Raw genomic sequence first — 16382 nt, 5'->3', positions numbered from 1 at the left:
ACCTCAGGTGCGCTCCCGCAAGGACGAGGTCCGGACGCCGGACGCTTCGGGGAGCGGTACGGCTGCCGCCGACTGCGGTGGCCTGGCTTCCGCCGTGCCAGAACGCCGGGCGGGGCGGCCCGGCATCTGACATATGCCGTGAGCCGGGCGCGCTCCGTCCCATCGGCTCAGCGTGCTGCCGTGCGCCGATGGGCTTCCAAGGCGCCGCCGCCGGTGCGCCGCGGTATCGACCGGCTCTGAGGGGCGGGGAGGTTCGCGGCCGTACGCGTCGCCTCCGGACGCCCCGCCGTCGTGCGGAGTGCCTCCCTGCGCCCGGTGTCCGTACGACGTGATGTGGTGACCGGCTTGTCCACGGACGGCGGGCCGGGGCGGCGCCCGCCCCGGCCCTCGCCCAGCACCTGCCAGCGGTCCGGGGTCAAGGTGATGTACGCCCCGCAGCGGAGCCCGTGCAGGCTGCACGCGTCACGCAGCCCCCACATCCACGCCCCGTCCGTCTCCGTCCAACGGGGCTCGCCCTCACGGCAGTAGAGCAGCACCGCGGTCCGGACCGGGGCGCGCAGTCGCAGGTCGTGCGGGACGACCCGGCGCAGATGCGCCAGCAGTACATTGCGGAACTCCCAGCCGTCGGGAGCGGCCGTGAGGTCGCCGAACGAGGCACTTGCCGTCACCCGCTCGTGCGTATCGAGCACCGCCACCACGGCCGTCGACGGCACCGGCCGGTGACGGTCGTGCAGGCCGGTGACGACCTCACGGGGATTGCGCAGCAACGGGATGCCGGCCGAAGCCCATTCGGCGGGCTCCAGCATCCGTCCCAGTCGGGCGGCGGGGTCGGCGAATGCGGGCGGGGACACTTGCGGGGGCGGGGCGAAGCCGAAGGTCACGTTCCTCCCATCGTCTACGCGTCCGTACGCCGGGCAGCGGCCGGGCGCGGGAACGCACCGCGACATGGCCCTGCCTGACCACGGACGGCCGGTACGGGGAAGCAACTCCAATTCTTGCGGTCGTACACGCATGCGGCAACGAGCAATTCCCGCCCGCGACCGGAATCGCCAGGGAGGTGACAAATGTCCCTACCCGTCGCCGTATCCGGGAGTGCCGTACCGCTCCTAACCCTGTACGGCGAGGACCAGCGGAAACACCCCCTCGGCGCCGGCCCGGCGCAGCAGCCGGGCGGCCATGGCCAGCGTCCAGCCGGTATCGGCGTAGTCATCCACCACCAGCACCGGGCCGTCCGCCGACGCCAGTGCCTGCGCCAGCTCCGGCGGCACGCTCAGTGAACCGTGCAGTGCCCGCAGCCGCTGGGCGCTGTTGCTGCGCGGAATCCTGCCGTCGGTACCGTCGTCCGCCGAGGTCACCGTGCCCAGGAACGGCATCCGGCCGACCGCGGCGATGCGCTCGGCCAGCGACCGGATCAGCTGCGGGCGGCTGCGCGAGGAGAGCGCGACGACGCCCACCGGGCGGGCGGGTGCCTGAGCCGCCCCCGACGCCCAGCCACCGGGCCCCTTGGCCCAGTCGGCGAGCACCGTGACCACCGCGGCCGCCACATCGTCCGGAACCGGACCGTCCGGCGCCTGCGGTGCGAGCATCGGCCGCAAGCGGTTGCCCCACCCGATGTCGGAGAGCCGCCCCAGGGCCCGGCCGGTCGCGGACAGCTCGTCCGCCGGGATACGCCCCTTGAGATCGACCCCCACGGCCGGCAGCCCGGTAGGCCACATCCGCCGCGGCTCCACTTCCACACCGGGCCGGCCCAGCTCACCGCGTGCCGCATCCAGCGAGGCGGCGGACACCTCGGCGGTGAACCGTCCCCCGGCGCAGTTGTCGCAGCGGCCGCACGCCACGGCCGCCCCGTCGTCCAACTGCCGCCGCAGGAACTCCATCCGGCAGCCCGTCGTGGTGGCGTACTCCCGCATCGCCTGCTGTTCGGCCTCCCGCTGGCGCGAGACCCAGGCATAGCGCTCGGCGTCGTACGACCACGGCCGGCCGGTGGACGTCCAGCCGCCCTTGACGCGCTGCACGGCGCCGTCCACATCGAGCACCTTGAGCATGATCTCCAGCCGCGAGCGGCGCAGTTCGACCTGTGGCTCCAGGGCCGGCAGCGACACCGGCCGGCCCGCGGCCGCCAGGACGTCGAGGGTCCGCCGCACCTGCTCCTCGGGCGGGAACGCCAGCGACGCGAAGTACTTCCAGATCGCCTCGTCCTCCCGCCCGGGTAGCAGCAGCACCTCGGCATGCTCGACCCCGCGGCCGGCCCGGCCCACCTGCTGGTAGTACGCAATGGGGGACGACGGAGAACCCAGATGCACCACGAAACCCAGGTCGGGCTTGTCGAAGCCCATGCCCAGCGCCGAGGTCGCCACCAGTGCCTTGACGCGGTTGGCGAGCAGATCGTCCTCGGCCTGCTGGCGGTCGGCGTTCTCCGTCTTGCCGGTGTACGAGGCGACCGTGTGTCCCCGGTGACGGAGGAAGGCCGTGACCTCCTCGGCCGCGGCAACGGTGAGCGTATAGATGATCCCCGAGCCCGGCAGCTCGTGCAGATGGTCCGCAAGCCAGGCGAGCCGATGGGCGGCGTCCGGCAGCGGGAGGACGCCCAGACTCAGGCTCTCCCGGTCCAGCGGCCCGCGCAGCACCAGCGCCTCGGTGGATCCCTCACCCGTCCCGAGCTGCTCGGCGACATCGGCGGTCACCCGTGCGTTGGCCGTGGCGGTGGTGGCGAGCACGGGCACACCGGGCGGCAGATCGGCGAGCATCGTGCGCAGCCGCCGGTAGTCCGGCCGGAAATCATGGCCCCAGTCGGAGATGCAGTGCGCTTCGTCGACCACCAGCAGACCCGTCGCCGCCGCGAGCTTGGGCAGCACCTGATCACGGAAATCGGGGTTGTTGAGCCGCTCGGGGCTCACCAGCAGGACATCCACCTCGCCGGCCGCCACCTCGGCCTGGACCGTGTCCCACTCCTCGGTGTTGGCGGAGTTGATCGTGCGGGCGCTGATCCCGGCCCGCGCGGCCGCCTCGACCTGATTGCGCATCAGCGCGAGCAGCGGGGAGACGATCACGGTCGGTCCGCTGCCGCGCTCACGCAGCAGCGCGGTCGCGACGAAGTAGACCGCGGACTTGCCCCAGCCCGTGCGCTGCACGACCAGGGCGCGACGGTGGTCGGCGACCAGCGCCTCGATCGCCCGCCACTGATCCTCGCGCAGCCTGGCCTCACCGCCGGGATCCCCGACGAGCCGGGTCAGGACGGCGTCGGCTGCGGCACGCAGATCTTCGTTGCTCATGCCCCCATGCAACCCGATGCCACTGACAACGCGCGAACCCCCGCTCGAAGCTGTGGATAACCTCGTCGCCCTCAAGTTATCCACAGGGGTCGCGGAGCAGCGGCCGGCCGCGGGATCTTCGAGCCATGAATCCGCACAGCGAACCGAGCAAGCGCACCGACGACAGCCACTCCACCCCCACGTCCGCCACCCCCACGTCCGCCACCCCCTCCACCGCACGGCCCTCGAACCCTTCTCGCCCTCCCCGCGCGCCGAAGCCACCGGCCCCCGCCGACCCGCCCAGCACTTCCGGCCCCTCCGGCCCCACGTCACCCGCCGGCCCCGCCGACCCGGCAGGCTTTTCCAGCCCGCCCGGCGCTGACGAAACCACTCACCCCTCCACCTCCTGCGACCCCGCTGTCTCCCCAGGCCCGACCAACCTCACCGGCTCCTCGACCCCGTCCCGCCCCTCCCATGCCTCCGCCCCTTTCGACGCGGCCGAGGACCGGCCCGCCGAAGCCCAGGTCACCCTGCGCAGCCCGGCCGAGCTCGCCGACGCCCTTCCGTATCTCATGGGTTTCTATCCGGATGACAGCGTGGTGATGGTTGCGCTGAACGGCGAGCGCGGACGCTTCGGTGGCCGGGTCAGGCTCGGCATCCCGTCCGACACCGCGCAGTGGCCCGATGTCGCCGACCAGCTCGCCGAGTGTCTGATCTCCGCAGGCCAGGAGCGTGACGCCCGGCCATCGGCGATCATCGTCTACCTCTGCCAGGAGCCGGCGGCGGGCGAGAGCGGCAAGGACGTCAAGGACCGCCTCCGCCCGTTCGCCCAACGCCTGCGCATCGCCTGCGGCGCGCTGGACGTACCGGTCCTGGAAGCCCTGTGCCTCTCCAACGGCCGCTTCTGGTCCTACTGCTGCCCCGACTTCCGGTGCTGCCCCGCGGAGGGCACCCCCATGGTCCTGCCGGGCACGTCCGTGATGGCCGCGGCCGCCGCCTACGCGGGAATGCAGGTGCGTGGCTCGCTCAAGGAGATGGAGGCCAGGCTCACACCCCGCACCGGGCCGCGGGCCGCGGAGCAGGAGAAGGCGCTGGACGCGGCCGCCGGCGCGCTGGTGCCACGCATGCTCCGGCGGGACGGCGCGGAGGTAGTCCGCCGGGACACCCTCGACCTGGCCCTCGCAATGATCCACCGCTTCCGCCAGGACACCCCCTCGGGCAGCAACCGGGCCAGGGACGCCTGCGACGACGCGCTGATCACCGATGCCGAGTCCGCCGACCTCATCCTCGGTCTCCAGGACCGGGTCACCCGTGACCGGGCGGCGGAGTGGATGGACGGCTCTGCTGCCGCGCCGGCCCTTCGGCTCTGGCGCGCCCTCGCCCGCCGCTGCGCCGGCGGGTATGCCGAACACGCGGTGGCGCCGCTCACCCTCGCCGGCTGGGTCTGCTGGTCCACCGAGGACGGACCCTCGGCGCGCGTCGCCCTCAGCCGCGCCTTGGCCATCGACCCCGATTACACCTTCGCCCAGCTCCTGCACCGCGCCATCAACGAAGGCCTCGACCCGGAGCCACTGCGCCGCTGCCTGCGTGAGCAGCACCGAGAGGCGGTGGACGCCGCCGGGCCGGGCTCCCCCACACCCGCCGCCAAGGGGACAGGGCAGCCCTCGAAACGCCCCGGGCCGACCCGCCCCGGACCGGCCGGCCGGCCCCGCGGACCACGCGGCGGCACCGGCCCCGGCACCCGTACGACCGACGGACGCGGCAGGCGCCGCACCGGGCGGGACGGCGACCGGAGCCGACGGTGACCGTGCCGTCGCTGCGGGGCCGGCGTGACCTGGGCGCCGTCCGCACCGTTCACCTGAGTGGAGCAGCCCGTACGGAGCCCCGACCTCACCAGGGAGCGCAGAGCGTGCCAGGCATCGTCCCCACCACTCAGCCGGTCCGGCGGCTGCCCGGAGAGCGGCGCCCGGCGCCGTCCCGGGCCCCGCAGCCCCAACCCGTCCACTCCTCACTCGTCTGCGTGGCCCTCCCGGCCCTCGCCGTGTCCCCGGCATCGGGGCAGCTCAACGGCCGTGGCATGGACGGCTTCTACCGCGACGGCCGACGGGTCCTGTCCCGCTGCGAACTGGAGGTCGCGGGCCACGAACCACTCGTCGTCCAGGGGCGGTTGACCGGTGCTGACCGGGCCCGGTTCATCGGGACGATCCGCAGGGCCGGAGAGCACGGGCCGGACCCGGAGATCCGCATGGAGCGGCTGCGGTCCGCCGACGGCACCGAGCGGATCACCTTCCGCAGCAGTGCCGCACGGCCGGCCCGTCTGCCCGTCGAGATCCGGCTGGGCACGGACCTCGCGGAGCTCGGCGCCGTTGCCGTCGGACTCCCCGGCCCCTGGCTCCGGGCCGTTGTTCACGGCTCCGGGCTGCGCTGGTCCGGGACCGGTGTGCACGCGGTGGTGTCCGCGACGCCCTCGCCCGAGGACGTCCTGGCCTCGGCGGGCTTGCTGCGCTGGGAAATCGACCTGCCACCCGGCGGCCATCGCACCATCGAACTGCGCGCCGGACTGGAATACGAGTCCGGCGGCCAGGGCGGCCCCTCGGGGCATCACCGTCGTCCGCTGGACGTCCGCATCCCCGGCCCGCGCACGGGGACGCCCGCCCCGCGGACACGCAGTGACCGGCCGCCGCGCCCCTGGACAGCGGCCCGGCTGGAGTGCGACGACCGCCGGGCCGACGCCCTCATGGCGGGCAGCCTCGATGACCTCCATGGCTTGGTGGTGCGGGACCCGGCCGCCACTACGGACATGTATGTCGCCGGCGGATTCCCCTGGCGTTGCGGCCTTGCGCCGGTCGAGGCGCTGTGGGCCGCCCGGATGCTGCTGCCCTTGGGCACAAAGCTCACCGCGGGCACCCTGCGCGTGCTCGCCCGTAGCCAACAAGCCGCGCCAGGGGCGGATTTCGGCCGAATTCCCGGCGCTCTCCGGGACGCCGGGCCCCACTCCCCGCCCAGCTGCGCCGGCATCGAGGCGACCCTTCTGTTCCCCGCCGTGCTCGCAGAAGCCCGCCGCTGGGGGCTGCCGGAGCAGGAGACGGAGCGACTGCTGCCCGCCGCGGAGCGCTGTCTGACATGGCTGAGGAGGATCACCGACCCACCGGGCGGCGTCCGTGGCGGCTACGTCCCCGATCCCGTTCCCGGCGGGCCGTACCGCTGTGAGACCCAGGCCCATGCCCATCGCGCCGCCCTCCTGGGCGCCGAACTCCTCGATGCCTCCGGATCGTCCGACGCGGCGGCGCTACGGGACTGGGCCGCCCAACTGCGCACTCGGTTCCGTACGGACTTCTGGCTGGAGGACCCCGCGGGCGGCCGCCCCGCCGCCCTGCTCGCTGCCGACGGCCGGCCCGTCCCGTACCTGGCTTCCACCACCGCCCATCTCCTCGACACCGGACTGCTCGGTGGCGGCGTATGGGCCCCCGGGCTGCTCGACGCGGTACAGACCGACCAGCTGGCGGGACTGCTGGGCGGTCCGGCCATGGACTCCGGGTGGGGCCTGCGCGGGCTGAGTGCCAAGGAGAGCGGCTACAACCCGTTCGGCCACCGCAGCGGCGCGGTCCGCGTCCACGAAACGGCGATCGCCGTCGCCGGTCTCGCCGCGGCCGGCCATGAGCGGGCAGCCGGCGCCCTTGCGGAAGGCGTCCTCGACGCCGCGGAAAGCTTCGGGTACCGCCTCCCCGAGATGTACGCCGGCGAGCAGCGCACCACCGGCGGCGCCCCGGTACCGCACCCGGCGGCCTGCCGTCCCGCCGCCATGGCGGCGGGCGGTGCGGTGCACATACTCGTCGCGCTCGCGGGCCTGCGCCCCGACGTCCCCGCCGGGACGGTGTCCGTGCGGCCCCTCGCCACCGCCCCGCTCGGCGCGATGCAGCTCACCGGCCTCAGTGTCGCCGAGCAGTCGTTCGCCGTACGGATCAGCAGACTCGGGATGGGGATGGTGGAGACGGCGGCGGAAGGCCTGCAACTGGGCTCGTGAGGTGCTCCGGGGCCTGTTTATCGTCAAGCGGACGACTATGATCACGCCCATGCCTCCCTACGACCCGTCGGCCTTCCCGCCCTTCGCCGTCACTGTCGACCTGGTCGTGCTCACCGTGCGCCGCCACGCCCTGTGCGCGCTGGCCGTGCGTCGCGGTGAGCCGCCGTTCCAGGGCCGCTGGGCCCTGCCCGGTGGATTCGTCCGGGCCGATGAGGATCTCGAGGAAGCGGCAGCCCGGGAGCTCGCGGAGGAGACCGGTCTGCACGCCCAGTCCCCGGCAGGCACGCTCCCTGCGTACGGTGCCCATCTCGAACAGCTCGCCACGTACGGCGACCCCCAGCGGGACCCTCGGATGCGGGTCGTCAGCGTCGCGCACCTCGTACTCGCCCCCGATCTGCCCGCGCCCACGCCCGGCGGCGACGCCCACAGCGCGCGCTGGGCCCCCGTGGAAACTCTCCTGGAGCAGGACGACACTCTCACCCGCGAGGGCGAACTGGCGGCCCCGCTGGCCTTCGACCACGCACGGATCCTCGCCGACGGCATGGAGCGTGCCCGCTCGAAGATCGAATACTCCTCGCTCGCCACGGCCTTCTGCCCACCGGAATTCACCGTGGGCGAGCTGCGCCGCGTCTACGAAGCGGTCTGGGGAGTCGCCCTGGATCCCCGCAACTTCCACCGCAAGGTGACCGGTACCCCGGGGTTCCTGGTGCCCACGGGCGGCACGACGACGCGTCAGGGCGGCCGCCCCGCACAACTCTTCCGAGCCGGCGGAGCGACGCTGCTCAACCCGCCGATGCTGCGCCCCGAGGTCTGAGGCCGGGCAGACCCCACTGCACCCCGGGGCTGAAGCTCACGCGCAGTGGCACGACGAGCCATCAAAATTTGGCAATTACGGGAAAATAGGACATATCGCGGTACTGTCGCCGGGTGAGTCCCTTCGTGTCCGTTGCAGCTTCCGACCGGCCTCACGCCCCGCCAGGGGTGCGACGCCTTGCACCGCCGGTCCGTCCTGCGGTCCCCGCGGCCCGCATCCGGTGCCGTCGATGCTCACGGTTGTGCGGCGCCGCTCGCCCGTGATGCCGGCCTGCCGGCGGCCGGCAGGCCCGGTCCGTGCTGTCTGCGCGGCCCCGCGACCCGATCGCCCCTGCCCTCTCGCCCCTCTCCGGGGCCGCTTTCGTGGCGGACCGCCATTCGACCGTGTCGAATGCCCTCTTCCCGCCTGCCAGTTGGGCAGGCCGCTGGGTGCCGGTGTTCCGGGGGACTATTGACCGCGGATGCATTCCGTTCCCGCGCAGCAGGATTGCCGGCGAGTCCTGCCGCCACCCTTTGGCCGCGGTGTCATCTGCCGTCCTGGTGGCCACGTCAAGTGCCCGTTCGGAATCGACCAAGAAGCATCTGTTCGTGATGTGCTGCACGGGCCAACCCGTAGACGCTGCAGTGAAGTTGCCCTTGCCCTGCCTGGTCTGCGGATACGCGTCTGCTACGCCACCCGGAATCATCTCCTGACCGAGTAAGGCGTATATTTTTGCGTCCCGTTGTTGTGAGTGCTGTCCACAACTCGCCATGGAGAGCGCATTTCTTTCCGATAAAGCGTCAATTCGGGGATGGGGGGCGATCACCCTTTCGTGTGCTTTTCACCAAAGACCTCAAGGGTGTTCAGGGTGTCGCCGACAAAAGATGCGTGAGTACCCTTGCGCACACCATGATGACCGCGGCTCGCCCCGGCGACACCGGCCTCGCAGGTCCGGGCGAGCTTGACCGCTACCCCTACGCCAACGCCAACGCCACCAACGCCGCGAACGCCAACAACGCAGCCGGCCACGACCGTGCCGAGCGCGTTTCGCAGGTCTGGGACGGCCCCGAGGCGGACATCGGCCGGGTCGGCCGCCGCGCGGCCGGCAGCCGCGGCCGCGGCCTGCACGGCCAACTCGTCCAGCAGCTCGGCCAGATGATCGTCTCCGGCGATCTCGGCGCCGACCGCCCGCTCGTCCCCGAGGAGATCGGCCAGCGCTTCGAGGTCTCCCGCACCGTCGTCCGTGAGTCGCTGCGAGTCCTCGAGGCCAAGGGCCTCGTCAGCGCTCGTCCGAACGTGGGCACCCGAGTGCGCCCGGTAAGCGACTGGAACCTCCTCGACCCCGACATCATCGAATGGCGGGCTTACGGGCCCCAGCGTGACGACCAGCGCCGTGAGCTCTGTGAGCTGCGCTGGACGATCGAGCCCCTTGCCGCCCGGCTCGCCGCCGGACACAGCCGTGAGGACATCCAGCAGCGGCTGGCCGACATGGTCGAGATCATGGGTCACTCCGCCGCTCAGGGCGACACCATGACCTTCTCCCGCGCCGACGCCGAGTTCCACTCGCTGCTGCTGCAGCTCGCCGGCAACCGCATGCTCGAGCACCTCTCGGGAATCGTCTCCGCGGCCCTCCATGTCTCCGGCGGCACGGCCGGCGGCTGCGAGCGACCGGTCGAGACGTCCGTGGGCCAGCACATGCGGGTCGTCGACGCCATCGGTTCCGGCGACGCCACGGCGGCCGAATCCGCGATGCGCCAGCTCCTCGCCGCCCACGGCGAGGTCGTCGGTCAGGGCTCCGGGACGCCCGTGGACCACGTCGTCCCCGCCCCCCGCGAGCACTGAAGGCCCGCACCCGACCGTGTACGGACCGTAGGCGCCGCGCGGCCCCCGTGCCCTGTGCACCCCTCGGGCAGGGCACGCCGTACGCGGCGAGGCGCAGAAATATCGCCGGATCCGGGTCGTCGACCGGATCCGGCGAGAGGTCTTGGGAGGGTTGCATGTCATATGACTGGGAATGGGTCGTTATGGGGTGTGACTCGGGCCACGCAGATTGGACGTAACGCTCTTCAGGGAAGCGCGATGACTTAAGAGGTGATAGCCGAGGAGGGAATACGAGCGGCGTTCGTGACGCTGTTCAACTCCCCGGTTGCCCCTGCGCCGTCGGTCCATCCCCACCGGCGGTCGTCGGCTCCGATCCACACTGGACGGGGTCGGAAGCCGTTTCCATCGTTCCGAGAGGTTGTTCGTGTCGGCCAGCACATCCCGTACGCTCCCGCCGGAGATCGCCGAGTCCGAGTCTGTGATGGCGCTCATCGAGCGGGGAAAGGCAGATGGGCAGATCGCCGGCGATGACGTGCGTCGGGCCTTCGAGGCTGACCAGATTCCGCCAACCCAGTGGAAGAACGTTCTGCGCAGCCTCAACCAGATCCTCGACGAGGAGGGTGTGACGCTGATGGTCAGTGCCGCAGAGGCGCCCAAGCGCACCCGCAAGAGCGTCGCAGCGAAGAGTCCGGCGAAGCGCACCGCCACCAAAACCGTCGCGGCGAAGACCGCCACGGTCAAGAAGACCACCGCCGCCGCGGCCGCCGCCCCTGTGGCGGACCCCTCGGCCGGTGAGTCCGAGTCCGCGCCTGCAAAGAAGGCGGCGGCGAAGAAGGCGACCGCCAAGAAGACGGTCGCGAAGAAGACCACGGCCAAGAAGGCCACCGCAAAGAAGAGCGCGTCCAAGAAGGACGTCGACGAGCTGCTCGACGACGAGGCGACCGAGGAGACCCCGGCGCCCGGCAAGGGCGATGCCCCCGAGGCCGCCGAGGGCGCGGAGAACGCCGGTTTCGTCCTGTCCGACGACGACGAGGACGACGCGCCTGCACAGCAGGTCGCCGCGGCCGGTGCCACCGCCGACCCGGTCAAGGACTACCTCAAGCAGATCGGTAAGGTCCCGCTCCTCAACGCAGAGCAGGAGGTGGAGCTCGCCAAGCGCATCGAGGCGGGCCTGTTCGCCGAGGACAAGCTGGCGAACTCCGACAAGCTCGCACCGAAGCTCAAGCGCGAACTGGAGATCATTGCCGAGGACGGCCGCCGGGCGAAGAACCACCTGCTGGAGGCCAACCTCCGTCTGGTCGTCTCCCTGGCCAAGCGGTACACGGGCCGCGGCATGCTCTTCCTGGACCTGATCCAGGAGGGCAATCTCGGTCTGATCCGTGCGGTCGAGAAGTTCGACTACACCAAGGGCTACAAGTTCTCGACCTATGCCACGTGGTGGATCCGCCAGGCCATCACCCGCGCCATGGCCGACCAGGCCCGTACGATCCGCATCCCCGTCCACATGGTCGAGGTCATCAACAAGCTCGCGCGCGTCCAGCGCCAGATGCTCCAGGACCTGGGCCGCGAGCCCACCCCGGAGGAGCTGGCCAAGGAACTCGACATGACCCCCGAAAAGGTCATCGAGGTCCAGAAGTACGGTCGCGAGCCGATTTCGCTGCACACCCCGCTGGGCGAGGACGGCGACAGCGAGTTCGGTGACCTCATCGAGGACTCCGAGGCGGTCGTCCCGGCCGACGCGGTCAGCTTCACGCTTCTGCAGGAGCAGCTGCACTCGGTGCTGGACACCCTCTCCGAGCGTGAGGCCGGCGTCGTGTCCATGCGCTTCGGCCTCACCGACGGTCAGCCCAAGACGCTGGACGAGATCGGCAAGGTCTACGGCGTCACGCGTGAGCGGATCCGCCAGATCGAGTCGAAGACGATGTCGAAGCTGCGTCACCCGTCGCGCTCCCAGGTGCTGCGCGACTACCTCGACTAGTCCAACCGCCTGAATTGCGCCACGAGCCCGGTCACTCCTAGCTGGAGGGGCCGGGCTCGTGCCTGTTCCGGGGTGCGCCGGGCCGCCGTTTGGGTCACCCTGGGTGTGCGAGTACTGCCTCAGAGTCAGGAGTCCGAATGCGTCCGACCGCACATGCTGCCCTCGGAGCCCTCGCGCTGATCCTCGCGCTGCCGGCGTCGGCGGCTGCGGACGAGTCGGTGATCGGCGGAAAGCCCGCACCGCTTGCGCAGAGCCCCTGGGCGGTGGCGCTGGCTTCCCACGAGCGCTTCGGTGCCCAGCGCTCCGGACAGTTCTGCGGCGGTGTGCTCGTCGGGCACTCGACGGTGGTCACGGCGGCGCACTGCCTGAGCAAGGAGGTGCTGGGCGTTCCCTGGCGGCAGGTACGGGATCTGAGGATCGTCGTCGGACGCGACAAGCTCAGCGGTGGCGGTGGCCAGGAGCTCAAGCCCGCCAAGATCTGGGTCAACCCGCGGTACAACAGCTACACGAACGACGGTGACATGGCCGTCCTCACGCTGGCCAAGCCAGTTCCGAACCGGCCCCTCCCGATGGCGCGACGGCGGGACGGCGCCTACCGGGCCGGCAATGCGGCCACGGTCTACGGCTGGGGGGACACCACGGGCGGCGGAAGCTACGCGTCACGGCTGCGGGCGGCGCACGTCAATGTGCTGCCCGATGCGGTCTGCGCGCGCGCCTATCCGGGGAGCGCCGAAGGTAGGTACAAGGCGCGGACGATGCTGTGCGCGGGGGAGCCGGACGGTGGCAGGGACGCCTGCCAGGGGGACAGCGGCGGGCCGCTGGTCGTCCGCGGACGACTGGTCGGCCTGGTGTCATGGGGGACCGGCTGCGGTCAGCCCGGCAGTCCTGGGGTCTATACGCGCGCCTCGGCGCTTCTCCCGGCGGTGTCCGCACATGGGGCCCGCTGAGCTGCGCGGACGGCTGACAGGCGTGTGTGGGCGTACGAGTGCGGGCGGTGTCCCCAGTGGTGTCGGGGAACCGCCCGCGATACGGCGCTGGGCCGCTGCTCGCTCGTCGTGGATGCGAAGTGTCAGCGTTCCTCATCGGACGCGGACGCCGGAGAAGCGGTCAGCCGCTCCGTCTCGTCCTGTATTTCCGCGGCGATCTTCTTGAGTTCTGGCTCGAACTTGCGACCGTGGTGGGCGCAGAAGAGCAGTTCTCCGCCGGACATCAGGACGACGCGCAGGTATGCCTGGGCGCCGCAGCGGTCGCAGCGGTCAGCGGCCGTCAGCGGGCTCGCGGGTGTCAGAACAGTAGTCACGTCGCCTCTTCTCTAGCTCGACGAGCTGTCGTACCAGGGTCAACATCCAACCAGGCCGAAAACGTTCCCGCTCGTGCCTTTTCCTCGAAAAAATTCTCCGAGGGGGCCGGGTGCTGCCGGGTGGCGGCGAATGAGCCGTATTGCGTGGTGGTCTGATTCACGTTGGTTGTTGGATCTGTCGTCCTCCCGGCTGGCTTGCCGGTTGTTGATGAGGACGTGCCCGGAGCCTAAATGGTTCATGCCTCGAAGGGAACGTGATGTGCACGTCACTCGGACATCACCCCATCGAGGGATCGAACGTACGAGCGAAATTCTACTACCATGGGCATGCTTACGGGTGGCGTCACATCGGCTCTACCAGGCCTCGGTACCCTCTGACGGGCGACACCGCCACAACCGAGTCCGCGGAATGCGGACTGCCAGAAATTCAGCGAGGAGCGAACCGCGTGACCGCCGAGATGTCCGTGCCGTCCACCGCAGTGCTGACCGGGGCAGACCGGGACGGTTCCAACTACACCGCGCGGCATCTGCTCGTCCTCGAGGGGCTCGAGGCCGTCCGGAAGCGCCCCGGTATGTACATCGGCTCGACGGACAGTCGCGGTCTGATGCACTGCCTGTGGGAGATCATCGACAACTCTGTCGACGAGGCTCTGGGCGGCTACTGCGACCACATCGAGGTGATCCTCCACGACGACGGGTCGGTGGAGGTCAGGGACAACGGCCGCGGTATCCCCGTGGACGTCGAGCCCAAGACCGGCCTCAGCGGCGTCGAGGTCGTGATGACCAAGCTGCACGCCGGCGGAAAGTTCGGCGGCGGCTCGTACGCGGCCTCCGGCGGTCTGCATGGCGTCGGCGCCTCGGTCGTGAACGCCCTCTCCGCCCGGCTCGACGTCGAGGTGGACCGCAGCAGCAAGACGCACTCGATCAGCTTCCGCCGCGGCGTCCCGGGCATCTTCACCGAATCGGGCCCCGATGCCCCCTTCGACCCGGGTAACGGCCTGCTCAAGGGCAAGCGGATCGCCAAGACGAAGACCGGCACCCGGGTGCGCTACTGGGCCGACCGGCAGATCTTCCTCAAGGACGCCAAGCTCTCCCTGGAGACGCTGTACGCCCGCGCCCGCCAGACGGCCTTCCTCGTGCCTGGCCTGACCCTCGTCGTCCGCGATGAGCGGGGCACCGACGGTGCCGGCAAGACAGAAGAGATGTTCCGCTACGACGGCGGCATCAGCGAATTCTGCGAGTACCTCGCACAGGACAAGGCCGTCTGTGACGTGCTCCGGCTGACCGGCCAGGGCACCTTCAAGGAGACCGTGCCGGTCCTCGACGACCGAGGCCACATGACGCCGACCGAGGTCACCCGGGACCTGGGCGTCGACATCGCGTTGCGCTGGGGCACCGGCTACGACGCGACGGTCAAGTCGTTCGTCAACATCATCGCGACGCCCAAGGGCGGCACCCACATCTCCGGCTTCGAGCGGTCGGTCGCCAAGACCGTCAATGAGGTACTGCGATCGAGCAAGCTGCTTCGTGTCGCCGAGGACGACGTCGTCAAGGACGACGCCATGGAGGGCCTCACCGCCGTCGTGACCGTACGACTTGCGGAGCCGCAGTTCGAGGGCCAGACCAAGGAGGTGCTCGGAACCTCCGCCGCCTCGCGGATCGTCGCCCAGGTGGTCAGCAAGGAACTCAAGGCGTTCCTGACCTCCACGAAGCGGGACGACAAGCAGCAGGCGCGCGCCGTCATGGAGAAGATCGTCGCCGCTGCTCGTACGCGTATCGCCGCCCGTCAGCACAAGGAGGCCCAGCGACGGAAGACGGCGCTGGAGTCCTCCTCGCTGCCGGCCAAGCTCGCGGACTGCCGCAGCGACGACGTCGACCGCAGCGAACTCTTCATCGTCGAGGGTGACTCGGCGCTCGGTACCGCAAAACTGGCCCGGAATTCGGAATTCCAGGCACTGCTGCCGATCCGCGGCAAGATTCTGAATGTCCAGAAGTCATCGGTTTCGGACATGCTCAAGAATGCCGAGTGCGGCGCCATCATCCAGGTCATAGGGGCCGGATCCGGCCGTACCTTCGACATCGACGCCGCTCGCTACGGCAAGGTCATCTTCCTGGCGGACGCGGATGTCGACGGCGCCCACATCCGCTGCCTGCTACTGACGCTCTTCCAGCGCTACATGCGGCCCATGGTCGAGCAGGGCCGGGTCTTCTCCGCCGTCCCGCCGCTGCACCGCGTCGAACTGATCAACCCCAAAAAGGGCCAGGACAAGTACATCTACACCTACTCGGACAACGAGCTGCGCCAGACACTGCTCGAGCTCCAGCGCAAGAAGGTCCGGTACAAGGACAGCATCCAGCGCTACAAGGGCCTGGGTGAAATGGACGCCGACCAACTCGCCGAGACGACCATGGACCCGCGCCACCGCACCCTGCGCCGCATCAACATCAGCGATCTCGAATCGGCGGAGAAGGCCTTCGACCTCCTCATGGGCAACGAAGTCGCCCCCCGTAAGGAGTTCATCACCAACTCGGCGTCCACTCTGGACCGTTCGCGCATCGACACCTGAGCCGGCCACCGCTTCGGACGGGTGCCTCTCCACCCCTGGGTGGAGAGGCACCCGTCGCCATTTCCACCCGGTCCCCACCCTGGCTCCGATCCGGCCGCCGGCAACGCTCCGTAGCGTCGGGAAGGTCGAATTCACCGTCCCACGGAGGGCCAGGTCATGAGCGGCTTGCTCAACATCGTTGTGATCACCGCGGCGGTTGCATGGGTGTTCGTCCGGCAGTTCCAGGCGCAGCGCGTCACCTCGGAGGGCAAGAAGCGGTGGCTGATACCGGTCGTCCTGACGGTCATGGCGGTGCGGCAGCCCGGCCTCCTGGACCCCGGGCACCACATGGCGTCCGCTGTTCTGCTCGGCGTCGAGATCCTGATCGGGCTGGCCTGCGGTGCCGGCTGGGCCTGGACGACGCGCATCTGGACGGACACGGACGGCGCGGTATGGACCAAGGGAAGCTGGGCGGCGGCCGGGGTGTGGCTCTGCGGTATGGCGCTCCGGTTGGGCCTCATGGGCATTGCCGCGTTCCTGGGCATCCACCAGGGCAGCGCGGCCACCATGCTCTCCGTGGCCGCGATGCTACTGACCCGTGCCGGTGTCACCACCTGGCGCGCCCGGGTCGTGCAGCCGACGTACCGTGTCCCTGTCGCGGGCTGAAGC

General features: G+C 70.6%; 11 protein-coding genes. 8 read left to right on the top strand and 3 right to left on the bottom strand.

The annotated features are described in order from the left end of the window. Positions 1-167: 167 nt before the first annotated feature. A complete protein-coding gene (locus ACWGJY_RS13925) occupies positions 168-881 on the bottom strand; it encodes a hypothetical protein (protein ID WP_453261022.1) in 714 nt (237 codons plus the stop codon). Between the two features lie 225 nt (positions 882-1106). Then, positions 1107-3272 (bottom strand): RecQ family ATP-dependent DNA helicase, encoded by a 2166-nt coding sequence (locus ACWGJY_RS13920; RefSeq protein ID WP_453261021.1) that lies wholly within the window; start codon positions 3270-3272, stop codon positions 1107-1109. A gap of 125 nt (positions 3273-3397) precedes the next feature. Here ACWGJY_RS13920 and ACWGJY_RS13915 point away from each other — a divergent pair, with 125 nt between their 5' ends. The 6 genes from ACWGJY_RS13915 to ACWGJY_RS13890 all read left to right on the top strand — a co-directional run bounded on the left by ACWGJY_RS13915 (position 3398) and on the right by ACWGJY_RS13890 (position 12814). Continuing rightward, on the top strand, positions 3398-5056 hold the full coding sequence (locus ACWGJY_RS13915; RefSeq protein WP_453261020.1) for a DUF4192 family protein: 1659 nt from the start codon (positions 3398-3400) through the stop codon (positions 5054-5056). A 215-nt stretch (positions 5057-5271) separates the two neighbouring features. After that, positions 5272-7275: a glycogen debranching N-terminal domain-containing protein gene (locus tag ACWGJY_RS13910; protein WP_453261068.1), complete on the top strand. Its 2004-nt coding sequence runs from the start codon at positions 5272-5274 to the stop codon at positions 7273-7275. A gap of 49 nt (positions 7276-7324) precedes the next feature. Continuing rightward, positions 7325-8089: an NUDIX hydrolase gene (locus tag ACWGJY_RS13905; protein WP_453261019.1), complete on the top strand. Its 765-nt coding sequence runs from the start codon at positions 7325-7327 to the stop codon at positions 8087-8089. Between the two features lie 813 nt (positions 8090-8902). Next, positions 8903-9910, top strand: coding sequence for a FadR/GntR family transcriptional regulator (locus ACWGJY_RS13900; RefSeq protein WP_453261018.1), 1008 nt, complete (start codon positions 8903-8905; stop codon positions 9908-9910). Positions 9911-10307: 397 nt separating this feature from the next. Further along, positions 10308-11867, top strand: a complete 1560-nt coding sequence (locus tag ACWGJY_RS13895; RefSeq protein WP_453261017.1) for an RNA polymerase sigma factor — start codon at positions 10308-10310, stop codon at positions 11865-11867. Positions 11868-12004: 137 nt separating this feature from the next. After that, the gene (locus ACWGJY_RS13890) at positions 12005-12814 is read left to right on the top strand and encodes a serine protease (protein WP_453261016.1); all 810 of its coding nucleotides are present in this window, start codon (positions 12005-12007) and stop codon (positions 12812-12814) included. 122 nt (positions 12815-12936) lie between these two features. Here ACWGJY_RS13890 and ACWGJY_RS13885 read toward each other — a convergent pair whose 3' ends face one another. Beyond that, positions 12937-13167: a DUF7455 domain-containing protein gene (locus tag ACWGJY_RS13885; protein ID WP_003981845.1), complete on the bottom strand. Its 231-nt coding sequence runs from the start codon at positions 13165-13167 to the stop codon at positions 12937-12939. A 446-nt stretch (positions 13168-13613) separates the two neighbouring features. Between ACWGJY_RS13885 and ACWGJY_RS13880 the strand changes: the two genes are divergently transcribed. Further along, on the top strand, positions 13614-15734 hold the full coding sequence (locus ACWGJY_RS13880) for a DNA gyrase/topoisomerase IV subunit B (RefSeq protein ID WP_453261015.1): 2121 nt from the start codon (positions 13614-13616) through the stop codon (positions 15732-15734). Between the two features lie 156 nt (positions 15735-15890). Further along, positions 15891-16379: a DUF1453 domain-containing protein gene (locus tag ACWGJY_RS13875; RefSeq protein ID WP_453261014.1), complete on the top strand. Its 489-nt coding sequence runs from the start codon at positions 15891-15893 to the stop codon at positions 16377-16379. Positions 16380-16382: the final 3 nt, after the last annotated feature.

The organism is Streptomyces sp. NPDC054765 (assembly GCF_053612065.1).
The sequence above is the reverse complement of the archived record's forward strand: the minus strand, read 5'-3'. Positions and strand labels throughout refer to the sequence as shown.